At 45.2% G+C, this 24468-nt stretch carries 18 protein-coding genes and 1 tRNA gene; 12 read left to right on the top strand and 7 right to left on the bottom strand.

From position 1 onward, the window contains the following. The first annotated feature begins 179 nt into the window (after positions 1–179). Positions 180–1346 carry an ATP-binding protein gene (locus ABDK00_RS15370; protein ID WP_346236466.1) on the top strand — a complete coding sequence of 389 codons (1167 nt, stop codon included), beginning with the start codon at positions 180–182 and terminating at the stop codon, positions 1344–1346. A 69-nt stretch (positions 1347–1415) separates the two neighbouring features. Here ABDK00_RS15370 and ABDK00_RS15375 read toward each other — a convergent pair whose 3' ends face one another. Then, on the bottom strand, positions 1416–2696 hold the full coding sequence (locus ABDK00_RS15375) for a sorbosone dehydrogenase family protein (protein WP_346236465.1): 1281 nt from the start codon (positions 2694–2696) through the stop codon (positions 1416–1418). 104 nt (positions 2697–2800) lie between these two features. After that, positions 2801–4081, bottom strand: a complete 1281-nt coding sequence (gene purD, locus ABDK00_RS15380) for a phosphoribosylamine--glycine ligase (protein ID WP_346236464.1) — start codon at positions 4079–4081, stop codon at positions 2801–2803. A gap of 160 nt (positions 4082–4241) precedes the next feature. Here purD and ABDK00_RS15385 point away from each other — a divergent pair, with 160 nt between their 5' ends. Together ABDK00_RS15385 and ABDK00_RS15390 are read left to right on the top strand one after the other, a co-directional pair. After that, positions 4242–6434 carry a peptide MFS transporter gene (locus ABDK00_RS15385; protein ID WP_346236462.1) on the top strand — a complete coding sequence of 731 codons (2193 nt, stop codon included), beginning with the start codon at positions 4242–4244 and terminating at the stop codon, positions 6432–6434. A 61-nt stretch (positions 6435–6495) separates the two neighbouring features. Further along, entirely contained in the window at positions 6496–7959 is a 1464-nt protein-coding gene (locus ABDK00_RS15390) for an oligopeptide:H+ symporter (RefSeq protein WP_346236461.1), read from the top strand. Positions 7960–7996: 37 nt separating this feature from the next. On the opposite strand, the gene ABDK00_RS15395 is transcribed toward ABDK00_RS15390, so the two are convergent. After that, positions 7997–8902, bottom strand: coding sequence for a hydroxypyruvate isomerase family protein (locus ABDK00_RS15395; protein WP_346236460.1), 906 nt, complete (start codon positions 8900–8902; stop codon positions 7997–7999). Positions 8903–9033: 131 nt separating this feature from the next. On the opposite strand from ABDK00_RS15395, the gene ABDK00_RS15400 reads away from it, so the two are divergent. The 3 genes from ABDK00_RS15400 (at position 9034) to ABDK00_RS15410 (ending at position 11992) form a co-directional block, all read left to right on the top strand. Next, positions 9034–9972: a formylglycine-generating enzyme family protein gene (locus tag ABDK00_RS15400; RefSeq protein ID WP_346236459.1), complete on the top strand. Its 939-nt coding sequence runs from the start codon at positions 9034–9036 to the stop codon at positions 9970–9972. Between the two features lie 103 nt (positions 9973–10075). Then, positions 10076–11392: a Gfo/Idh/MocA family oxidoreductase gene (locus tag ABDK00_RS15405; RefSeq protein WP_346236458.1), complete on the top strand. Its 1317-nt coding sequence runs from the start codon at positions 10076–10078 to the stop codon at positions 11390–11392. A 99-nt stretch (positions 11393–11491) separates the two neighbouring features. Then, positions 11492–11992: a YdeI/OmpD-associated family protein gene (locus ABDK00_RS15410; RefSeq protein WP_346236457.1), complete on the top strand. Its 501-nt coding sequence runs from the start codon at positions 11492–11494 to the stop codon at positions 11990–11992. 4 nt (positions 11993–11996) lie between these two features. On the opposite strand, the gene mfd is transcribed toward ABDK00_RS15410, so the two are convergent. Then, complete coding sequence (gene mfd / locus ABDK00_RS15415) at positions 11997–15404, bottom strand: transcription-repair coupling factor (RefSeq protein ID WP_346236456.1); 3408 nt, start codon at positions 15402–15404, stop codon at positions 11997–11999. Between the two features lie 272 nt (positions 15405–15676). Here mfd and ABDK00_RS15420 point away from each other — a divergent pair, with 272 nt between their 5' ends. The 4 genes from ABDK00_RS15420 (at position 15677) to ABDK00_RS15435 (ending at position 19963) form a co-directional block, all read left to right on the top strand. Then, complete coding sequence (locus ABDK00_RS15420) at positions 15677–17047, top strand: alpha-L-fucosidase (RefSeq protein ID WP_346236455.1); 1371 nt, start codon at positions 15677–15679, stop codon at positions 17045–17047. Continuing rightward, a complete protein-coding gene (locus ABDK00_RS15425; protein ID WP_346236453.1) occupies positions 17037–18212 on the top strand; it encodes a glycerate kinase in 1176 nt (391 codons plus the stop codon). Before ABDK00_RS15420 ends, ABDK00_RS15425 begins: the two co-directional genes overlap by 11 nt. Before the next feature lie 101 nt (positions 18213–18313). Further along, positions 18314–18682, top strand: coding sequence for a 30S ribosome-binding factor RbfA (gene rbfA, locus ABDK00_RS15430; RefSeq protein ID WP_346236452.1), 369 nt, complete (start codon positions 18314–18316; stop codon positions 18680–18682). A gap of 57 nt (positions 18683–18739) precedes the next feature. Further along, positions 18740–19963, top strand: coding sequence for an FtsX-like permease family protein (locus ABDK00_RS15435; RefSeq protein ID WP_346236451.1), 1224 nt, complete (start codon positions 18740–18742; stop codon positions 19961–19963). A gap of 6 nt (positions 19964–19969) precedes the next feature. Here the strand turns inward: ABDK00_RS15435 and ABDK00_RS15440 are convergent, their stop codons facing one another. Then, a complete protein-coding gene (locus tag ABDK00_RS15440) occupies positions 19970–21259 on the bottom strand; it encodes a folylpolyglutamate synthase/dihydrofolate synthase family protein (protein WP_346236450.1) in 1290 nt (429 codons plus the stop codon). 148 nt (positions 21260–21407) lie between these two features. On the opposite strand from ABDK00_RS15440, the gene ABDK00_RS15445 reads away from it, so the two are divergent. Beyond that, on the top strand, positions 21408–22109 hold the full coding sequence (locus tag ABDK00_RS15445; protein ID WP_346236449.1) for a 2-C-methyl-D-erythritol 4-phosphate cytidylyltransferase: 702 nt from the start codon (positions 21408–21410) through the stop codon (positions 22107–22109). On the opposite strand, the gene ABDK00_RS15450 is transcribed toward ABDK00_RS15445, so the two are convergent. Next, on the bottom strand, positions 22110–23084 hold the full coding sequence (locus ABDK00_RS15450; protein ID WP_346236448.1) for a Gfo/Idh/MocA family oxidoreductase: 975 nt from the start codon (positions 23082–23084) through the stop codon (positions 22110–22112). It lies immediately after the preceding gene. Between the two features lie 69 nt (positions 23085–23153). Further along, positions 23154–23224 (bottom strand) — tRNA-Gln (locus ABDK00_RS15455). A gap of 271 nt (positions 23225–23495) precedes the next feature. On the opposite strand from ABDK00_RS15455, the gene mdh reads away from it, so the two are divergent. Continuing rightward, the gene (gene mdh / locus ABDK00_RS15460) at positions 23496–24425 is read left to right on the top strand and encodes a malate dehydrogenase (protein WP_346236447.1); all 930 of its coding nucleotides are present in this window, start codon (positions 23496–23498) and stop codon (positions 24423–24425) included. Positions 24426–24468 lie beyond the last annotated feature (43 nt).

Below are 24468 nucleotides of genomic sequence, written 5' to 3' on the forward strand. Positions count from 1 at the left end.
TTGTTCCTGCTTTTTTTATGCCAAGCCTTGAAAACACCTACAATATTCATCTTAAAGCCAGAGACAAAGCCTTATGTTGATAAGCTAAACTAAATTTTAGTACCAAATATTTAATAATATAACCATGAAAATTGCAAATCACATTTACAATTTTCATGGTTATGCCGTATCTTTAATCAATGATAAAAAGGTCGATTTTAAATAAAATACATGATCAGCTTCGGCAGTTTCCGGCGATAGCCATATTGGGGCCGCGGCAGGTAGGTAAAACTACCCTTGCGAAAACGATCGTTAAAACATTAAATAAAAAAAGTGTTTATCTTGATATTGAACGGCCGTCCGACAGATTAAAACTCTCCGACGCCGAAACCTATCTGTATTTTCAAAAAGACCACTGTGTGATACTGGATGAAATTCAGTATATGCCTGAGTTATTTAATATACTCAGGCCACTAATTGACGAAAGCAGGAAAGCCGGCCGTTTTATCATCACCGGGTCTGCCTCTCCCGATCTGGTAAAAGGCGTATCAGAATCGCTGGCAGGGCGAATCGCCTATATCGAACTGGCACCCATAGGGCTTAGCGAACTACCAAAAAGCATCTCGCTGCAAAGGCATTGGTTTCGGGGTGGCTTCCCCGATTCGCTAACCGCGAAAACAGACAAACTAAGCCGGTCATGGCTCGATAACTTTATTAAGAGTTATATAGAGCGCGATTTGAACCAGCTTTTTCATATAAACCTCACTGCTTCCCTGATCAGGAATTTTTGGCATATGCTATCTTATAATAACTCGGCCATCCTCAATGCTGAAGATTACGCGAGGGCGCTGAGCGTTACCAACCCCACCGTCCATCGCTATCTCGATTATCTGGAAGGCGCTTATTTGATCAGGCGCTTACATCCGTGGTTTGTAAACGTGAATAAACGGCTCGTAAAATCACCAAAAATCTATATCCGCGACTGCGGCCTGCTGCATCGGCTTGCCGGCATAGAAACCATGGATGAACTCAGGGGCAATACGCTTATTGGCGCATCCTGGGAAGGCTATGTTATCGAACAAATTTCACAGGCCTTGCCTGCCAACTTTTCGATGTTCTTTTACCGCACACATAACGGCGCCGAAGTAGATTTGGTACTGGTTAAAAAAAATAAAGTGCAGGCCGCCATTGAAATAAAAGTAAGCGCCCAGGCTCAGGTAACACGCGGCTTTTATGAAAGCACAGACGTTCTAAAACCCGCTAAAAAATTTGTCTTATCTCCCTACGGCGACGCCTACCCCGGAAAGGACAAAACCATTCATTGCAGTTTAAAACATTTCTTAGCAGAAGAGTTGCCAAAAATATAACCATGAAAATTGCAAATACGATTTACAATTTTCATGGTTATATAGATAGGAATTGTTGGTTGTTCTCCCTTACCGGGCGGTTACTTTCCAAATGATTCCAGCAGTATCATCGTTGACCAATAAAGATCCATCGGGAGTAACGGCCACGCCAACCGGCCTTCCATACACTTCGCTCTTTTCTTCATCGGCAATAAACCCTGTAAGAAAATCAACCGGAGGTTGTGGCTTACCCTTTACGAAGGGAATAAACACCACTTTATATCCCGAAAGCTTCGATCTGTTCCAGGAACCATGCTGGCCCACAAAAGCGCCATTTTTATATTTTGCAGGAAACTGTTTTCCGGTATAAAAGGTAATTCCAAGCGAAGCGGTATGTGGCCCCAGCGGTACGTCAGGGATAATCGCTTTTTTCACCAAGTCTTCGTGAGGATCGCCGGCCCAACGCGGATCTTTGAGCTGGCCATAATAGCTAAACGGCCAGCCATACCAGCCGCCACGTTTTACACTGGTGGCATAATCGGGCACGATTTCATCGCCCAGGCCATCGCGCTCGTTCACCGCAGTCCAAAGCGCGCCTGTCACAGGGTTCCAATCCAATCCAACGGGGTTGCGCAGGCCGCTCGCATAAATCGTCAAGCCCGTGCCGTCTGGATTAGCTTCATAAATCAAGGCACGTCCTTCTTCCTTTTCTATTCCCTGTTCTCCAAAATTACTTGCCGAGCCCACGGTGATATAAATTTTATTTTGGGCTTTGTTAGTGATAATATTTCTTGTCCAGTGATTATTGTAACCGCTGGCTGAAAGTTCCACAATTTTCGCTCCTTCCCCTTCCAGTTTGGTGTCGCCCGCTTTATAGGGATAGCGATAAACACCATCGGTATTTGCGATGTAGAAATAATCGCCCAATACCAACATACCGAAATTGCGATTTAGATTTTTAACGAATACAAACCGCTCGTCAACGGCGCCGTCTTTATTGTTATCCCTTAACAAAGTGATTTGGTTGGCGCTTCTCCGCGTTCCCGATTCTGCTACAAAAAAATCACCATTCGGCGCAACGTAGGTCCACCGTGGATTTTCAAGCTTATCTGCAAAACGTGTCACCGTACATCCGGCAGGGGCGACAGGCGTCTTACCCTCAGGCCAGTTGATAGTCTTACTATTTTTGCTTACAGATTCTGTTTTAAAAGGAGTCTGCAATACCAGCGGCCCAACAGCTGTGTTTACAGTCACAGGCGGTTGCGAGGCCAACTTCGTTTTCATCTCATTGTCAACCTTGTGCTGCCCGAAAAGCGCCGTATTGAGCAGTGCCAGCGCTGGTAAAATAAAAACAATTTTAAACCGGTTCATGTGGCTTTATTGAGGGGTTAAAAGTTAGAAGAGCGCTTATCAATCAAAGCGCCCTCCACGTACGTTCAGAACATACAATATTAATGCCATAGGAAAATCCCTGGTCAATCGGCAAATTCATAGCCGATATCCTTGCGGAAATACATTTCGTCAAATTTTATTCTTGATAACGCTTCCTTCGAAGCCGCCACCGCTTCCGGAATGTTGCTGGCAAAGGACGTTGCGCAAAGCACGCGCCCGCCGTTGGTTACAACTTCACCCTCCTGCTGCTTGGTTCCGGCCTGAAAAATGATGGAGCGCTCGCCAGCCCCATCGAGTCCGGTAATTTTATAGCCTTTTTCAAAAGCGCCGGGATAACCGCCACTAACAGCCACCACTGTGGCTGCTGCCCGTTGGTCAGTTTCAATATGAATGTTGCGCAACCTATGCTCCGCAGCGGCAAGACAAAGCTCCGCCAAATCATTTTTTAACCGCGGCATAACGACCTCCGTTTCGGGGTCGCCCATACGGCAATTGTACTCAATTACGTAAGGCTCGTTATTGACTTTTATCAGGCCAATGAACACGAACCCGGTATAATTGATTTGCTCTTTTGCTAAACCAGCGACGGTTGGTTTAATAATTCTTTCCGTCACTTTTTGCATAAAATCATCGTTGGCAAAAGGCACGGGGCTTACTGCACCCATCCCTCCCGTGTTCAATCCTGTATCTTTTTCTCCAATACGCTTATAATCTTTTGCCTCGGGCAGCAACACATAATCTTTCCCATCCGTGAGAATAAATACACTTAATTCTATGCCGTCTAAAAACTGCTCTACCACTACCTTCTTGCTGGCATCGCCAAATTTTGCCTGCACCAGCATGGCCTCAAACTCGATGATAGCGTCAGCGTGCGTTTCACAAATAACAACGCCTTTTCCCGCCGCAAGGCCATCTGCCTTTAAAACGACTGGTAAAGAGTGGGCTTTTAAATAGTTAACGCCCTCTTCAAATTGCTCGGCAGAAAATTCCCGATAAGCCGCGGTAGGTATTTGGTGGCGGTTCATAAACGCTTTGGCAAAGGCTTTGCTCCCCTCCAGCTGAGCGCCAAACTGAGACGGCCCAATGAAATGAATCGACCGCAGTTCGTCTTTTTGGAAATAATCCCAGGCGCCTTTCACCAAGGGTTCTTCCGGCCCTGCAATCACCATTTCAATTTTATTGTCAAGGCAAAAATTTCCCAGCCGCTCAAAATCGGTGATCGCGATATCTACGTTTTCACCGCATTGGGCAGTGCCCGGGTTGCCAGGTGCAATAAACAATCGGTGTTTCCCTGCTCCTCTTTCTTTCATGTTCCAGGCGAGCGCATGTTCTCTGCCTCCGCCGCCAAGTACTAATATATTCATTTTGTTATGTTATTTTGATGGGTGGTGAAGGTAATAAAAAGAATAACCAGGCACAACTCCGCAATGGGTGAAAATGTTTTTCAGGCTCCCTATATTTGCTGCGTTGCATTTGCTTACTGCTAAATTGCTATATTTACTCATCTTGTAAAAAATTAATAATATGTCCGCAACCGAAAACGACTTTTTTAAGAGCCGCGTATTGGGCCATCCTTCAGGTTTATTTGTTTTGTTTTTTACCGAAATGTGGGAACGGTTTTCTTATTATGGCATGAGAGCCCTGCTTGTGCTGTTTTTTAGCGCGTCGGTGTTGGACAGCGGATGGGGCTGGCCTAAAGAACACGCTTTGGCGATATTTGGAACATACACGGCATTGGTATATCTCTCCACCATGTTGGGCGGATATTTTGCAGACAAAGTAATTGGCATCAGATGGGCTGTGGTCGTGGGCGCTTTGCTGATGACACTGGGACATGGAAGCATGGCGTTGGAAACGCCGTTTTTTATTTATACCGGATTAGTGTTGCTCGTATTTGGAAGCGGTTTCTTTAAACCGAATATGACTTCGATCGTATCAGAGATGTATAAAGACCACCCGGAAAAGAAAGATGGGGCTTATACCATATTTTATATGGGCGTGAACGCAGGCGCCTTTTTCGGTATTATGCTTTGCGGATATCTCGGCGAAAAAATCGGCTGGAGCTGGGGTTTTGGCGTAGCTGGCATCTTTATGCTTTTTGGTTTACTCCAATTCTGGAAGGCGCAAAATATTTTCGGTAACATCGGACTTAAACCGGTGAAGGAAAAGGCGACCGACGCTACCGTAACGCCCGAGGGAGGCAAACTCAATCCATTTACTAAGTTCCACATGTTCCTGATTGTAGTCTGTATTGGATTAGGTTTAGCCTGGATTTTAAACGATCCTGTTAATAAAATTTCAGAAGGCGCCGCCAATTTATTCGATTTTCAGTTGGCTGGCATCAGTGGTAGCAATGTTATTATTCTGACCGCGTTAATATTGTTTTTGGTGTTGTTGGTTTCCCGCATCAGCCGGTATGATAAAATCCTTCGCGACCGCATGATCGCTATTGTATTTTTCGCAATTATCACGATGATCTTCTGGTCTATATTTGAACAAGCGCCCGGCTCGCTTACGCTGTTTGCCAAAGATTATACGCAGCGCATTTTGGAAGGCACTTCGGGAGCAGTTTTTAAAATTGTCAATTCCCTCATCACGATCGTTCCGCTGGCCATCATCACCTGGGTGCTACTAAAACTATTTGGACAAACTTTCCGGAAGTATAAACTTTCCAATATTATTTTAAGCCTTAGCTTCATTATCATTTGGGGCATTGCCATTTGGATGGTAATCAACGAATACAAATCAACATCCTACAATATTGAATATAAAAACCTGAACGGCACAATGAACAAATCGAAAGTTGTGTCTTCTAATTTTTATAACGACAATGCTGCCGTGAGCGTTGTGGATATTGAGAACGTTTCTTTTTTTCAACCCGATTCGACCAGCCGAGTTGCGAACAATGCGCTGACGGACAAAAACGACCAGTATGTTGGTGAAGTTTTTACCGGCACAGTAACAAAACTATTTGAAAAAGAAAAACCCGGCGCTTTCGGAACAGTGACGCAATACGCGGAAGTGTCGTTCGCCAACGCGAGCGGTGCGGGTTTCAAAAGAGATGTGAAACTGAATAAAGAAAACAGGGAAAATCTCAAGGTTGGGGACGCAAAAACAATTTTGATCACGCACGATATCCGGTACGATAACGAACAAGATTCACCTGTCAAAGCCACGATCACTTCAAAGGAATCAGCGACCGAGGTGAATGCAAGCTGGTTCAATATTTTAAACTCGCTGTTTATCATTACACTGGCCCCTTTATTTTCGAGATGGTGGAGCAGCCGCTACAACCCTTCCGCAAATAATAAATACGCCATTGGCATGCTGTTTTTAGGCATTGGAATGGCCTTCGTTGCTTTTGGCGCATCGTCGATCGTTGTAGGCGCTAAATCTGCTTCTGTGAGTATGATCTGGCTGGTTTTTGTGTATCTTTTCCACACGATGGGCGAACTTTGCGTGTCGCCGGTGGCGCTTTCCTATGTGAGTAAACTCGTTCCCGGGCGCATGATTGCGGTGATGTTTGGCGTTTGGTATCTGGCGGTAGCGATCGGTAATAAACTCGCCGGTATTTTTGGAGAAATGTCTGAACACGTCGCCGACGAAAAAGGTTACAGTTATTTCTTCTGGATGTTAACCGGAATTTCGCTGGCGGCCTCTTTGCTTTCTTTTGTTTTAGGCCCCGTGGTGAAGAAGCTTATGCACGGAGTCAAGTAATATTTATAAAATCTCACTCAAGTCCTGAACCAGCGGTTTAGGACTTTTTTAATTGAAGATTATGTCTGAGAAAACCATTGGCAAGCAACCCCGGCAATTATATCTTTTATTTTTTACCGAAATGTGGGAACGCTTTTCTTTTTACGGAATGAAAGCCTTGCTGATTGCCTACATGGTTACGGAACTTAAGTTTGACGAACCCAAATCTTATGGCATTCTCGGCGCTTACTCGGCTTTGGTTTATACGGTGCCGATGTTAGGCGGCATGTTGGCTGACCGCTTTCTCGGCTATCGGCGCGCCATTATTTACGGCGGCATTCTTATGACGATCGGCCACCTGGTTCTTGCCCTGCCGCAGGAGTGGAGCTTCTTTTCGGGGATGGCATTTATTATTTGCGGCAACGGCTTCTTCAAACCCAATATCTCGAGCCTGGTAGGCACTTTATATGAAGAAAATGATCCACGCCGCGACAGTGGCTTTTCGTTATTCTATATGGGTATAAATATCGGCGCTGCGCTGGGCGGTTTGCTATGTGGTTATGTCGGTCAGCAAATCAATTGGCACTACGGTTTTGGACTGGCGGGCATTTTTATGTTTTTAGGATTGATTGTGTTCGCGTGGGGACAAAAATCGTTGGGGCAACGCGGACTGGCGCCGGATAAGGAAGCCTTGCAACGCAAGACGTTGGGCATACCTAACGAATACCTGATTTATGGTGGTTCGCTGATTATCGTGCCTGTTGTTGTGGCGTTATTTAATCGACATGAAGTGATGGATTATATGATGGCTATTCTTGGTGGCATTGCCATTGTCTATGTGTTGTGGGAAGCCTTTCGTATGGAGCGGGCAGGAAGAAACAAACTCATTGCTGCGCTCTTTATGATTATTTTTTCTATCCTCTTTTGGGCATTTTATGAGCAAAACGCAGGCTCTCTCAATTTGTTTGCCATGCGAAATGTAGATATGAATGTAATGGGCGCATCGCTGCCGGCATTAGCTGTAAATAATTTCCTCCCTCCGGGCTGGGTGGTTGTATTAAGTTTTTTCTTTGCCTGGTTGTGGACCTGGCTGGCGAAGCGTAACGCAGAACCGTCGACGCCGGTGAAATTTGGATGGTCGTTTGTTCTAATGGCGGCCGGCTTCCTGATTTTTTATTTGGCCTGTCAAAACGCAACCGCCGGACTGATCAACCTTTTTGCTTTCGCGATGGGGTATATGTTTATCATCGCCGGCGAACTTTGCTTATCTCCTATCGGCCTTTCAATGGTTACCAAACTCTCTCCTTTGAGAATGGTAGCGGTAATGATGGGCATCTGGTTTTTCGCCAGCGCCGGTGGCGAGTTTTTGGCCGGAAAAATCGGCAAACTCATGAGCGTTCCGGAAGCAGTGCAAAACAATGCGGTTGCTTCACTGCCCTATTATGCAACGATGCTGAAAAAAATAGCCATCGCGTCAGCCGGCGCCGGCATATTTATACTGCTCCTGTCGCCGCTGGTCAAAAAGTGGATGGGTGATACAAAATAAAAATTAACCTGGCCAGCTAAAACCCTGTCCATTTTTCTTATAAAAAATCATCGACTTCGCGGTAGGCCTGCACCAGGCGCTCCTCTCCTTCCTTGCCCGACTTAGACATGCCGTGCTCCATCCCTACAACGCCTTTATAACCTTTCTCATACAGAAACTTAAATACGTTTTTATAATTAACTTCCCCGGTGGTAGGCTCTTTTCTTCCGGGGTTATCGCCAACCTGTATATAAGGAATTTCGTCCCAGCAAAGCTCCATGTTCTTTATCAGGTTTCCTTCATTCTTTTGTATATGATAGGCATCAAACAAGATTTTACAGCTGGGGCTGTTTACGGCCTTACAAATTTCGTAGGTCTGGGCGGTATAGCGTAAAAATAAATCCGGGGAGTCGCTCAGTGGTTCGAGCACCATTGTTAAACCATGCGGTTCAAAAATCTCAGCGCCCCGGCGAAGCGCTTCTATCACGTTGGCCGTTTGAACAGCCAAAGGCAGCGACCTTTCAAAATTACCTGGTACAACAGTTGCCCATTTGGCATTACATCGCTTGGCTATTTCTACCGATTTCCGGCAGCCATCCAAAAAGATGTCCACGTGCTCTTTCTTTTTCGCCGCTAAAGTATTGGCGCCGTTGCCACCTTTGGGCACCACAAATACGCCCATTCTCATATCCAGTTTTGCCAGCGTTTCGCCAATCTTTGTTTGTTCCTGAACGCTTCTTGATGGCATTCCATTATCCTCAATAGAGCGGAAACCCAGATCGTGCATATATTTGATCTGATCGATAAAATCCTTGCCCGCACTGTTGAACATGCCTTGGTGCGGCGCATAATCGAGGTGAAAAGCTTCCCCTTGACGGGCAGTATTATTGGCAAACAGGGCGGGAGCCAGGGCGAGAGAACCGGTCGAGAGCAGACCGCTTTTTAAAAAAGACCTACGTTGCATCGTTATGAATGTTTTTTTATAATGTCTTAATCGGACTAAATATCGGATTGAAAAATACCAAAACTTATTTATCTAACCTAAACAACAGTTTACGCAGCACTTTTTCGGGTTAGTTTTATATCTTTAAGGCCATGCGAAATATTTTGTTCACCGTATGCGCGGCGATTGCTCTCACGAAGGCATACACACAAAATGCTGCTTTTAAAAAATACGAGCAGCTTATACCCGGGTCCTCTGTTAAATTTGAAATGGTTCCTGTAGAAGCCGGTTCTTTTTTAATGGGTAGCAATAAAGAACCTGACGAAAAGCCCCAACACCCCGTAAAAATAAGCGCGTTTTGGATGGGCGCCAAAGAAGTCACACATGACGAGTTCGGCCTCTATCTCAACGATGAAACGTATGCGGAAAATAGTGATGTGGATGCGATTTCCAGGCCGTCAAGGCCCTATGTTGATGTCACATTAGGAATGGGAAAAGAGGGCGGCTTCCCGGCTAATAGCATGAAACAACACGGCGCTTTGATGTATTGCAAATGGCTTTACGAAAAGACCGGCATTTTCTACCGCCTTCCTACCGAAGCGGAATGGGAATATGCCTGCCGTGCCGGAAGCAAGACAGCTTATCCCTTCGGAAACGACAGCGCTCAATTGTCTGACTACGCCTGGTACGCCAAAAACAGCGACAACAAATATCACAAAACAGGCCTGAAGAAACCCAACGCCTGGGGCTTGTTCGACATGTTGGGCAATGTGCAGGAATGGGTTTTGGATCAATATGCCGAAGACGCTTACAGCAACGTAGTCAAAGATGCTCAGGATCCGGTAAACACGCCAACGGTAAAGCATCCGCTGGTAGTACGCGGTGGCGATTATGATGACGGGGCTGAAAAGCTCAGAAGCGCCAACCGGGAGCCCTCTGACTTAATCTGGAACAGAAGAGACCCGCAGATCCCGAAGAGTAAATGGTGGAACGCCGATGCGCCTTTTGTAGGATTTAGGCTGGTGCGTCCTTTAAAACAACCCTCGAAAGAAGAAGTAAGTAAATTTTTTGAAACTTATTTAAACTTATAAAGACCTATTTGATCTAACAGCATGTTTGCCGGTCTTTTGCGTTAAAAAACCACTCCCTCGTCAACAACGATTATTCATCTATAAAAAAGTCAAAAGAAAAACAATGGACAATAAAACAACTCGCAGAAAATTTATGCAGCAATCGGGTTTGCTGGCAGGCGGCCTTATGGCGGCCCCTTTAATAGGTAATGCCAATTTTTTCTCGGGCGCTGCGGACACGATAAAAGTGGCACTGATAGGCTGCGGCGGCCGGGGAACGGGCGCTGCATTTCAGGCTTTGAGCACCAAACAAAACGTGCAATTGGTTGCGATGGCAGACGCTTTCCGAGACCGCCTCGATAATTGTTACAAGTCCATTGTCAACAACCTCGCGGAATCGGGTATTGATAAAAGCCGTGTCAACGTGCCGGAAGAAAGAAAATTCGTAGGCTTCGACGCATATGAAAAAGCAATTGCTTTAGCCGATGTGGTTATATTAACTACGCCGCCGGGTTTCAGGCCTATACATTTTGAAGAAGCCGTGAAAAGAGGCAAACATGTTTTTATGGAAAAGCCAGTTGCAACGGATCCGGCAGGTATTAAAAAGGTGTTGGACGTTGCCGCCATCGCGAAGCAAAAAAAGCTAAATGTGGTAGTGGGCTTGCAAAGAAGATATCAAAATTCTTACCGCGAATTATTTAAGAATAAAGATCTGATTGGTGATATTACCTCGGCTCAGGCTTGGTGGAACAACGACGGCGTTTGGGTGAGAGAGCGCCAGCCCGGCCAATCAGAAATGGAATACCAAATGCGCAACTGGTATTATTTCAACTGGCTTTGCGGCGACCATATTGTAGAGCAGCATGTTCATAATATCGATGTTATCAACTGGTTTAAGGGCGCTTATCCTGTAAAAGCTCAGGGAATGGGCGGCCGGGAGGTAAGGACCGATAAAAAATACGGCGAAATTTTTGACCACCATTTCGTGGAGTTTCATTATGCCGACGGTAGTATTTTAAATAGCCAGTGCCGTCATATTCCCCGAACCATGAGCAAAGTGGACGAATTGATTGTGGGTACCAAAGGAAAAATATTTGGTGATGCCGGAGTAATAAAAGACAACAAAGGCAACACGCTATTGGCTTTTGACAGAAAGAAGGAAAATAACCCATATCAGGCCGAACACGATGAATTGTTTGAGGCGATCGCAAAAGGTATCTACAAATTCGACAATGCAGAATATGGCGCTCTTAGCACGCTTACAGGAATTGTCGGCCGGATGGCAACCTACAGCGGGCAAATCATTGATTTTGAAAAAGCCCTAAACAGCGGCATCGATATCATGCCCAAAGAATATAGTTTCAGCGCTACGCCGCCTGTGGTTCCCAACGCCGACGGCAGCTATCCTATCGCGGTGCCAGGCAAAACAAAATATTTTTAGTGCATTGGCAATATGAATTCGAGGCTTGCTCCTTTCCGGGCAAGCCTTTTTGATTATGAAAAAAGTACACAAAATTAAATCCCGAAGCCTGCTTAACGCGTGAAAAAATACTCTTCTCTGGAATTTAGCGCTGCGCTCGATATTATCGGAATCAACCCGTTTGTGTTTGTTCCTGAGGGCATTTTGGAACTTTTGTTTAAACAAGCCGGAAAAAACAAGGGGCCCATTCCGATCAAAGGAACAGTGAACAAAAAAGCATATACCCAAACCCTGATTAAATACCAGGATGCATGGCGGCTTTATATAAATACCGCGATGCTGGACCATTCGCCAAAGCGCGTGGGTGAAACCATTGCCATCACTGTTTCTTTCAACCCATCGCCGCCGGCAGTTATGGCGCCACCTGCATTTCTTAAAGCCTTACAAAAGGATAAAAAGGCAGGCAGTATGTATGAAAGCCTGACACCATCGCTTAAAAAAGAAATACTGCGATACCTCTCCCATTTAAAAACACAGGAAAGCCTTGACAGAAATATAGAGCGTGCTATAAACTTTTTAAAAGGCAAAGAAAGATTTTTAGGAAGAACGCTTCCCGGATAAACTTCTAATTAGTCTGGGATTCGTTTTTGGCCAGAACGAAGCTGTGCATCTCTTTTAAGAATTTATACAAATCATTCATTGAAGTGAGCGGTTCTGCAATAAGGAGAAAGAGCTTCCCGGTTTGCTTTAAGCGCGCTTTATTGGTTTGTGTTTGTAAAAAGCCTATAATCTTTTGAAAAACATCGGACTCAAAATAAGGCGAATCTGGTCGGTTAATAAAGTAGCAGCGAAGTGTTTCATTTTTAAGACTCATCTTCTCAAAACCCAGATCAATAGCCAGTTTGCGACATTTAACTGTTTCGAAAAGATCCTCCACCTCCGGCGGCACCGGCCCAAAGCGATCTTCCAATTCAGCGTGCATCTCATTAAGTTCGGCTTCGTTTTCGCAGTTGTCCAATCGCTGGTATAAAGAAAGCCGCTCCGTAATATTTTCAACATATTCATCCGGAATCAATATTTCCAGGTCCGTATCAATCGTACAATCCTGAACAAAATCATCCTGCTTGCTGATCTCTTCTTGAAACAGATCTTTAAATTCAGTTCTTTTCAGTTCTCGGATCGATTCATCTAGAATCTTCTGATACATTTCAAAGCCGATTTCAGCCATGAAACCGCTCTGTTCGCCACCTAATAAATTGCCCGCTCCGCGTATATCCAGGTCGCGCATAGCAATCTGAAAACCGCTTCCTAGCTCACTGTGCTGTTCGAGCGTTTGAAGCCTTTTCCGAGAATCGCCCGGCAGCGTGCTCATCGGTGGCGCGAGCAAATAGCAAAACGCCTTCCTGTTGCTGCGGCCTACACGTCCCCGCAACTGATGCAGATCGCTAAGCCCAAAGTGATGCGCGTTGTTGACGATAATCGTATTCACGTTCGGAATATCAACGCCACTTTCAACAATATTGGTACATACCAACACGTCATATTTGCGATCAATAAAGTCCAATATTTTTTCTTCAAGTTTATGGCCCTCCATTTGGCCGTGCGCATAGCTTACCGATAAATCGGGGCAAAGCCCCTGTATCAACGTCGCCATCTCCGCCAAACCCGCCACCCGGTTATGGATAAAAAATACTTGTCCGCCGCGCTCTGTTTCAAAATAAATAGCTTCTCTCACAAAGTCTTCGTTAAAAACCTGCACCTCTGTTTGAATAGGCTGCCGGTTAGGTGGCGGCGTATTAATAATACTTAAATCGCGCGCGCCCATCAACGAAAATTGAAGCGTCCGCGGAATGGGCGTGGCCGTAAGCGTAAGACAATCTACAGTCGTGCGAATCGTTTTAATTTTTTCTTTATGGGCTACGCCAAATTTTTGCTCTTCATCAACAATCAATACACCAAGGTCTTTAAACTTCACGTCCTTGCCAATAATGCCGTGCGTGCCGATCAATATATCAATTTTGCCGGCTTTCAGCCTTTCCAGCGTTTCCCTTTTCTCTTTAGCAGATTTAAACCTGTTGATATAATCAACCGTTACCGGGAACTCTTTCAACCGATCGCTAAAGGTTTTAAAATGTTGAAAAGCAAGAATGGTAGTCGGCACTAAAACCGCCGCCTGTTTTCCATCAACACAAGTCTTAAATGCCGCCCTTATGGCCACCTCCGTTTTACCAAATCCAACGTCGCCGCAAACCAGCCTGTCCATAGGCGAAGAAGACTCCATATCCTTTTTAACATCTGCTGTGGCTTTGCTTTGATCGGGCGTGTCTTCATAAATAAAAGAAGCTTCCAGCTCGGTTTGCAAGTAGTTATCAGGCGTGTGGGCAAACCCTTGCTGCGCCTTACGTTTAGCGTAAAGTTTGATCAGGTCAAAAGCGATTTCTTTAACCTTGGCCTTGGTTTTCTCTTTAAGGCGGTTCCAGACGTCGCTGCCCAGTTTGTTTATTTTCGGTACGCTGCCGTCTTTACCCGTGTACTTCGCTATTTTATGAAGCGAATTGATATTTACATACAGCACATCTTTGTCCTTATAAATCAGCCGTACTGCTTCCTGCAATTTCCCATTTACGTCCATCTTCTGAAGGCCGCTATACACGCCCACTCCGTGATCGATATGCGTTACATAATCGCCGGGCTGTAGCTCGCGAAGGGTTCTCAGCGTAATAGCTTTGCTTTTGTTATACGCCTGTTTTACGCGGTATTTATGATATCGCTGAAAAATTTCATGATCGGTATAGCAAACTATTTTTAGGTCGTGATCAATAAAACCCTGGTGAATAGAAAGCGCCACCGGATTAAAAACCAGGTCGGCCTTCAGGTCATCAAAAATGGTTTGCAGCCGCTGAAGCTGCCGCGTGTTTTCAGAAAAAATATAAATGTTGTAACGCTCTTTTTCCTTTTCTTTCAAATCTTTAATCAGCAGTTCGAACTGACGGTTAAAGGCGGGTTGCGCTTTCGTGTTGAAAGCATATTCTTCGACAGCGTTGAAAGTTGCCCCTCCAAAATGAACCACCGGCTTATCTTTTAATGATTGGAGAAAAACCTCCGCCGTTATAAAATCAGCCAGCGACAAATCTTTTTTAATCATTTTATCCTCTTCCGCCGCCGCCGCTTGATTGGGAAAAGCTTCCAGAAAATATTGCAGTTCCTCTTCGTTCTCCTTTAACCTTTCCACGCAGAGTTCCTGGTCGTGCAGCCAGATGGAGGTATTTTCTGGCAAAAAATCAAGCAAGGACACGCGCTCTTCAGAGGTAAACCGCGTATCGACATCAGGAATGATCGAAACAGAAAGCAACCGGCGTTCGCTTAGCTGAGTTTCGGGATCAATAATGCGGATGGAGTCGATCTCATTCCCAAACAATTCAAAGCGGTATGGCTTTTCATTACCAAAAGAATAAATATCAAAAATGCCGCCGCGCAAAGCGTATTGGCCGGGTTCATAAACAAAATCGCTGCGCACAAACCCATATTCATCCAGCTTTAAAAGCAACTGTCCCATGTCGATTGTCGCAGCGGCTTTTAGATGGATAATGTTTTCTGAAAGCGCTTTGGAAACGACTACCTTTTCAAAAAGCGCTTCCGGATAGGTCACCAGAATCTTTTTTCGCACTTCAGCCTCAGCGCCGTCTGAAGCAAATTTGGTCAGGGCTTCCGTTCTCAACATAACATGCGAGGGGTTCAACAGCCTGTAGTTTTTCCTTATTTTAAAAGAAGATGGAAAGTAAAAAATATCCAATGCGCCGGTAATATTTTCAAGGGTATTATGAAAATAGGCTGCTTCTTCAGCGTCGTTCAACACAATGACATGATTCCACTGCGGTGTGTTGGAGGCGACGGAAGCAAAAACAAAAGGCGCAGAACTTCCCAAAAGGCCGGTGAGCGCGGTTGGGGAAGGATGGGGCAACGAAAGGCCGGCCGCTATTTGCAAACAGCGGGGGTCATTTTGATAAAACTGCTTCAACAAATCCTGACTCATCAAGGCGCGAAGGTATAAAATTTTAAATTTCCAAGCCTCGTTAGCGATCGCTTTAAAGAATATGATCGATGGTCAGCCGCTCCGAACTGTAGAGGAGCGGAATTAGTGATATAATTAAAAATAAACGCTTCATCGTAAACTCTACTTTTTTTATAGGACGTAGCAAATGGCCGATTCGTAACAACGGGTCTTAATTTATCAAAAGAAAAGCCCGACTTTTTAATATTAGTTTGATCCTGTGCGAATTTCAAAGAAAAAATGTACGTTTGAGCATGTACATAAAATCCTCACTCCTGCGTAGCCTTGGCCTGTTTTTTACCCTTTTTATCAGCGTATCATCCGTTCGGGCGCAATATCAGCCTACTTGGAAATCGCTTGATGCCCGGCCGATTCCTCGATGGTTTACCGACGCCAAGTTTGGAATTTTTATTCACTGGGGGCTTTACAGTGTGCCAGCGTGGGCAACGAATTCCAACGCAGACGGCTTTGGCAGCAACTATGCCGAATGGTATTGGGAAAGGCTGAACAACAAAAAACTCAAAATTCATAAAGAATTTGTTGATTTTCATAACAAAAACTATGGACCGCAGTTCCATTATCAGGATTTCGCCCATATGTTCAAAGCTGAACTGTTTGATCCACAGCAGTGGGCAAAAATTTTTAAGGACGCCGGCGCAAAATATGTTGTCCTGACAAGTAAGCACCACGACGGTTTCGCGTTATGGCCCAGCCGCGAAGCGTGGAACTGGAACGCTGCAGACGCCGGCCCGCATCGCGACCTGGCGGGTGATTTAAGTGAGGCTGTTAAAAAATCCGGTTTACACATGGGTTTTTATTATTCATTGTATGAATGGTATAACCCGCTCTACAAACAGAATGTAAATAAATATGTAGATGAACATATGCTGCCGCAGCTGAAAGATTTGGTGACACGGTATCAGCCCGAAATTATATGGCCCGACGGGGAATGGGATCAAAGCGATACCACCTGGCGCAGCCGCGAATTCCTCGCCTGGCTGTACAATGAATCGCCGGTGAAAAACACGGTGGTGACCAACGACCGGTGGGGCGGCGGCCGCAGTCATGGCGGGTTTAACACGACTGAGTATGGAAGCGGCAAAGCGAGCCTGGAAAGGCCTTGGGAAGAATGCCGTGGCATTGGGGAGTCATTTGGGTATAACCGGAACGAGGCGCTCGAACAATACCAAACCAGCGAGCAGCTTATCAAAATGCTGATTGATATCGTGTCGCGCGGCGGTAACCTGCTGTTGAATATCGGCCCGGCAGCCGATGGCACAATTCCCGTGATCATGCAGCAGCGCCTGAAAGATATGGGTGATTGGTTAAAAATAAACGGCGAAGCTATTTATGGCACCATGGCCTGGAAGGAGGCGCCGAAGTCAAAAATGAAAGATATTTTCTACACGCGCAAAGGAAACGATTTGTATGTGTTAGCAACCGCCTGGCAAAATAAAATTGCGGTGCCCTCTGTCAAAGCAGAAAAGATTGCGTTGCTGGGATATAACGGCAAAGTGAATTTCACAAAAAAAGCCAACGGCATTGAGATTATAGCGCCAACACTACAGCCTGGTACCTATGCCGGCAGCACCGCATGGGTGTATAAAATAACCGATGCTTTTTAACAAAAAGATGCCGCATATTGTCATTGCGTCCAATGCATATAAAAACAGCCTGAGCGCATCGGTTGCCGCGGAGGCCATCAACGCGGGGCTGAAAAAAAGCAAATTATCTTGCACAACCGCCTGTGTGCCGGTGGGAGACGGCGGCGACGGGACCGCTTTGTTGCTTTCAAAATACCTCAAGGCAAAAGCCCGATACTATCAAACGATTAATGCGATTGGCAAAAGCATCCAGGCCCCTGTTTATTACACTAAAAATAATACAATTGCGATTATCGAACTGGCAGACGCGTCGGGCCTAAAACTTTTAAAGCCCGATCAGTACGCTCCGCTACACGCGAACACGCGGGGTACGGGAATCCTGATAAAAAGAGCATTAAACAGAAATGTAAAGAAGTTGATTTTGGCCATCGGCGGCAGCGCGACCATCGATGCGGCAACCGGCATTTTATCGGCTTTGGGTGCTCGGTTTTTGACAAAAAAAGACACTGTAATTGAAGATCTGCCAGGAGGCCTAGTACATTTGCACCGGATCGATACAACGAAACTGCACCCCCGCGTACACCAAACCGAAATTATTGTTTTGTGTGATGTCAAAAATAAACTCCTAGGAAGTAAAGGGGCCGCCCGAATGTTCGGTCCGCAAAAAGGCGCGTCGCATAGAGATATAGCGCAATTGGAACGCATCCTTCGAAAGGTAGATAATGTTATTTATCAGCAATATGGGCATCGCATTAGCCAGCAGCCCTTTAGCGGCGCTGCCGGTGGCGTGGCCGCGACAATGACTGCCCTCGTCAAAGCCACGGCCATGAACGGTATTCACTATTTTTTAGAGTCCATTCATTTTGGCAACCATTTGAAAAAAGCGGATCTGGTGATTACGGGCGAAGGCGCCATTGACCTTCAAACACTTGAGGGCAAAGCACCTTTCGGCGTGGCGCTTGCCGCAAAAAAGAAAGGAATTCCGGTCATCGCAATGGGTGGCCGCATCGATGATGAGTCGCGAAAGTTAAAACGCTATTTTACGGAATTGATATCGATCAATAAAAAGAACGCTACCTTAAATTTAGCGCTGAAACAAACGGAAACAAATCTTAAAAAGGCGGCGAAAAAATTGGGCGACCAACTCGTTCAACAATTCCCGGGACCGCCGCGACCCAAAAAATAATCGATGTTGTACCGTCTTCCTTAGTGAGAACTCTAAAAGCCGCCATTTCCCATCGTTAAACCCCGCAAAGTAGCTACTTTTACAACACAAAAAGAAAGATTATGCAGGAGAGTAAAAGACAAAAGCAGGTTGCAGGGTTATTAAACGAGGAAATGAATGCTATTTTTCAAAAGCTGGGACTTAGCATGATTGGAGGAGGAATGGTTTCCATTTCCGGTGTGAAAGTGACGCCCGACCTGCTCGAAGCACGATTTTATTTAAGCTTCTTTCAGATTGACGATAAAGAAAGCGCGCTAAAGAAAATTGAAGATCGCCACCACGAAATTAAAAAAGAGCTGACCGCATCGGTGAGGCATCAACTGCGCAGTATGCCTGTACTGAAATTTTTCGCCGACGATACGCTTGACCATGTATTTAAAATGGAAGAAATTTTCCGTAAAATTGAGGAAGACCGGAAGAACAACGGGTAGCGGCATTTTACTATTATTTTCAATCTATCCAGTTGATGGATATCAAACATAAAATCATTGTATTCCCTTTTTGCTTGGCGGTATTTTAAGGCGAAAAAATCAACCAACGCCATCAACATTATTTCATGGATATGCATTGTGGCCATCATCGTGGGCACGACTGCTTTGATTCTTGTGTTAAGTGTTTTCAACGGATTTGAAGGTTTGGTCAAATCGCTTTATGCATCATTTTATCCTGATCTTAAAATCAGCCCATCCTCGGGCAAAATCTTAACAATTTCTCCGGAGCAACTTCAACAAATCAGGGGCATTCAGGGCATCAAAAATTTTTCACTTGTAGTTGAAGAAAAAGCGATTCTGCAAAACGGCACCAATCAAACCATAGTTTATCTAAAAGGCGTGGATGCTAATTATGAAAAAACAACCACCGTAAACAAACATATCTACTCCGGAAATTTCAATGTTGGCACAAACAATCATCCACTGTTGGTTATGGGCATTGGCATCGAAGGAGCGCTCGGCATCAGGGCCGGAAGTGACGTGTTGCCTTTAACAATCTATGTGCCGCGCAAAAGCAACACAGAAGAGTTGAACGAACTGGAAAACATCAGCAGTGACACCATTCATACGGCAGGGTCGTTTATGATACAACAGGACTTTGATAACAAGTACGTGCTTACTAATCTACAGTTTCTTAAAAGCGCCATGCGGTTAGATGAAAATCAATTTAGCGGTGTTGAAATAGCTGTTAACAATCCCGCTGAGGCAGATCAAATTCGTGAACGGCTAGACGGCATTTTTGGATCCACATATAAAATTCAAAACCGGTATCAGCAGAACCAAAACCTGTATGCCATCATGAATCTGGAAAGATGGATTTTTTACGCCGTACTATGTATTATTTTAATTGTGGCGGCATTCAACATGGTGGGCGCACTCACCATGCTCGTGTTAGAAAAGCAAAAAGACATCAGCGTGCTCAATGCCCTGGGCGCTTCCAAAAATTTTGTTTTAAAAGTGTTTCTTAGTGAGGGGCTTCTGCTCGCCTTGATTGGTGGTGGTATTGGAATGGCGATCGCGTTGGCGTTGGTAATCCTTCAACAACAGTTTCACCTGGTGGCATTGGAAGGTGGCTCTTTTCTCATCAATTACTTCCCCGTCGAATTAAGAATAACCGATTTTGTTTTGGTGGCCATAACCGTGTTGGCCGTTTCGTTTCTTGCTTCACTTGTTCCGGCTATAAAAGCGTCGCGGCAATATTTTTCGTTAAGAAGTGAATAGCCCATTTCACACGATCACCTCTCCTACCAGGAAGACGCTGCCGCAAATCACAATCAGGTCATCGGCGTGCGCATGGGCTTTCGCTTCTGCCAGCGCTTTGTTTACATTTTCATAAACCTTACCTCTCAATCCAAACACAGCGGCTTGCTCTTTTAAAGCCTCGCCATGCAAAGCCCTGGAAATTTGGGCCTGCGTAAAATAATAAATCGCCTGCGGCGGAAGCATTTGCAATACTGCATTAACGTCCTTATCTTTTACCATGCCTAAAATCAGGTGTAGGCGATGATAGGTAGTAATTTCGAGCTGGCTTAACAATTCGCGAATACCACTTTCGTTATGCGCCACATCAAGAACGACGCGTGGGTGCTGCTGAATCGTTTCCCAGCGGCCATGTAAACCGGTTAACTTTTTTGTATGCCGGACGCCCTCCTGGAGCTGCTCCGGCGCAATATGCAACCCCGCCGAATTCAATTGGCGGCAACCTTCCAAAACTGTCAGCAGATTTTTTGTCTGATACTGCCCCGTCAAATCAATTTGATAACGGACCTGATCGGTTGTACCGGTTTCTGCAATATTTATCGCCAGATGATCTTGCTCATTCTGCCAATCAGCAATCTGGAAATTGTCATGGGCAAAATAAAGAGGGGCGCTCTTTTCATTAGCCACTTTTCTGAAAACGGTTTCCGTTTCGGGCTGCTGTTCTCCTATGACCACCGGAATGCCCGCTTTTATAATACCTGCCTTTTCAAATGCTATTTGCTCCAGCGTATCTCCCAGGAATTGCATATGATCGAACCCAATATTTGTAATCACCGACAGCAGCGGTGTAATAATATTTGTACTGTCTAACCGCCCTCCCATTCCAGTTTCTATCACCGCTATCTCTACCTGGTTGCTGGCAAAATGATCAAACGCCATGGCCACCGTAATTTCGAAAAAGCTAGGCTGCATCTCTTCCAGCAAGGGCCTGACGTTTTCGACAAACGCAATCACTTCATCTTCCGAAATCATCGCGCCGTTTATTTTTATACGCTCCCGGAAATCTTTTAAATGAGGCGAAGTATATAAGCCCGTTTTATAGCCTGCCGTCTGCAAAACAGCAGCCAGCATATGGCTTACGGAGCCTTTGCCATTTGTGCCGGCTACATGCACAAATTTCAATTTCTGGTGGGGATTATTAAGGGCCTGGCATAATTTGAGAATGTTCGCAAATCCAGGCTTAATCGCCAGTCCGCCGTCGCGGCTGAACATGGGAAGTTTATTATACAAAAATTCTATGGCCTCGTGATAATCCATACGCAAATATACTAGATATGATGTCGCTCCTACGGAGCTTAATTTGTCTATTGCTTTTCTAGGGTGATAATGCTCCTACGGAGCATATGTAAATATCAAATAGCCCCAGTGGGGCAAAATCATCTTAAATAAATAATACTTTTGTCGCATGAACAAAGTCGCAGTTATAGTGGCCGGCGGGTCGGGGAAAAGAATGGGCAATGAGCTTCCCAAACAATTTATGATGATTGACCAGAAACCGGTGTTGTTTTACACGCTCAACACCTTTCTTTCGGCTTATCCTGATATGCAGATTATTTTGGTGCTGGCGGAAGAATTTTTAGGTATGGGAAATGAAATCATCGATGCGTTTTTTGAAAAAGACCGTATTAAAATTGCTATCGGAGGCGCCACCCGTTTTGAATCCGTCAAAAACGGCCTGTCGCTGATTGAAGAGGACGCGATTGTTTTTGTACACGACGCGGCACGGTGCACTTTGACCACAGCGCTGATACACCGCTGCTATGATACGGCCGTCGCAACCGGCACTGCTATTCCCGTTATGGAATGTAGCGACAGCATTCGAATGATTGCCGAAGACGGCAGCAATGAAGCCATCGACCGAGACAAAATAAAAATGGTACAAACACCCCAGGTATTCCACAGCAAAATTTTATTGCCTGCATTTAACATCGATTACAAAAATTATTTCACCGACGAGGCAAGTGTGGTGGAAGCTTTTGGGATGATGGTGACCCTGGTTAAAGGGGAAAAAGAAAATCTTAAAATCACGCATCCGGTAGACCTGCTGACCGCGGCTGCGATTCTCCAAAGTCGCGCTGCATCAGAAAGTGCATCCGGCGAAGCCTGATTATCGTTCAATGCGGGCATTGCCTATTTTAGCCAAAATCTGATGCGCCACGTCCATGGCTTTCAGGCCATCGATTTCCGAAACGACGGTTTGCGTATTGTTTTGAATGGCGTCCCTGAATTCTTCCAGCTCCTGCTTAATGGCATTTACCTGCGGCACCGGCGGGTTGGCGATAGCGATGGTCTTACTGCCGGAGGGTGTTGCCATTTCAAAGGCGAAAACATCCGTATCATGCGGCTCTTTCAGTTTTATAATCTCGGTTTTCTTATCAAGAAAGTCGATGCCGATATAGGCATCTTTTTGAAACACACGCATTTTGCGCATTTTTTTCATAGAAATGCGGCTGGAAGTTAAATTGGCCACACAGGCATTGTCAAATTCAATTCTAACGTTAGCGATGTCCGGCGTATCCGTCATCACCGCCACGCCGCTCGCCGATATAGACTTCACATCACTTTTGACAAGGCTTAAAATAATATCAATATCGTGGATCATTAAATCGAGGATAACACTCACTTCAGTGCCCCGCGGATTAAATTGCGCCAGCCGGTGCACCTCAATAAACATGGGTTTCAAATCAACCCCTTTCAACGCAAGAAATGCCGGATTAAAGCGCTCTACATGCCCCACCTGTAGTTTGATATTTGACTCTTTGGCCAGCTTCACCAATTGGCGCGCTTCGTCCATCGTGTGGGCGAAAGGTTTTTCCACGAAAACATGCTTGCCCAGCTTTATCGCCCGTTCGCACCATTCGTAATGATAATTAGTAGGCGCGACAATATCGATAGCATCACATTGATTGAGGAAATCTTCTGTATCAAAAAAGCGCTTGACGCCATATTTTTCCACTACGGCCTCTGCGTTTTCATCGTGGGGGTCTACGAAGCCAACCACTTCGACATCATTAATTTCCAACCAATTATTCAAATGAAATTTTCCCAGATGGCCAACTCCTACAATTCCGATTTTAAGCATCACCAAAAATATTTAATTTTTAAACACCCCCAATAAAAAAGAGCAGGCTTTGAAACCTGCTCTTTTTTGTTGACCCATAAGGATTCGAACCTTAACTGACTGAACCAAAATCAGTAGTGCTACCATTACACCATGGGTCAATCCGTCTCCGATTTCTCAATCGGGTCGCAAAAATAAGCATTTCAATTATTTTGAACAAACAGAAATAAAAAAAATATTTGGAAAGTCATTGTTCATATAAATATCAGCAAGTTATGCGGCGTATTTGAGCGCTAACAACTAATTTAGCAACACTGATTTTTTACATTAAAAAGAAATAACACATGAAATGCCCATGCGTGCGACGCACCCATTTGAATGAGAATTTACGGGCATTCCTTGTGATCATTAAAAACAACAAAAAACAAACACATGAAAGTAACCGTAGTGGGAGCTGGTGCAGTTGGAGCTACCTGTGCCGATAATATTGCCCGCAAAGAACTGGCTTCGGAATTAATCTTATTGGATATAAAAGAAGGCGTAGCCGAAGGGAAATCGATCGATATGATGCAAACTGCGGCCCTGCTTGGTTTTGATACAAAAATAAAGGGTGTCACCAACGACTACGCAGCCACCGAAAACTCAGATGTGGTGGTCATTACTTCCGGAATGCCGCGCAAGCCGGGCATGACAAGAGAAGAACTTATTGGCGTGAACGCGGGCATTGTGAAAAGTGTTACCGAAAACATTCTCAAATACTCCCCGGATACTATTATCATCGTTGTATCGAACCCGATGGACACGATGAACTATTTAACCTTAAAAACTTCCGGCCTTCCCAAAAATAAAATTATCGGGATGGGCGGCGCCTTAGATTCGGCGCGCTTTCGGTATTACCTGAGCCAGGAACTAAAATGCTCTCCGGCCGATCTTAACGCCGTAGTAATTGGCGGTCATGGCGATACCACCATGATCCCTTTGATTAAACACGCCACCTGGGGAAGTACACCCGTAACGAATTTCCTGAGCGAAGAACAACAGCAAAAGATCGTGGCCGACACTATGGTGGGCGGCGCTACGCTCACCAAACTCATCGGCACTTCGGCCTGGTATGCTCCGGGAGCCGGAACTGCTGCGATGGTGGAAAGCATTCTTCGTGATGAAAAGAAATTAATATCGAGTGGCGTTTATCTGGAAGGCGAGTATGGACAAAATGATATTTCGCTCGTGGTGCCTGTAACCCTGGGCAGAAATGGCTGGGAGCAAATCCTCGATTTTAAATTAACCGATGAGGAACAGGCTGCTTTCAACAAAAGCGCCGACGCTGTAAGAACAATGAACGACGTGTTGAAAACATTGTAAACTTATATGAGCTCAAAAACTCCGATCGCTGTGATCGGAGTTT

The sequence above is a fragment of the Niabella insulisoli genome (genome assembly GCF_039652435.2).
Taxonomy (GTDB): Bacteria; Bacteroidota; Bacteroidia; order Chitinophagales; family Chitinophagaceae; genus Niabella; species Niabella insulamsoli.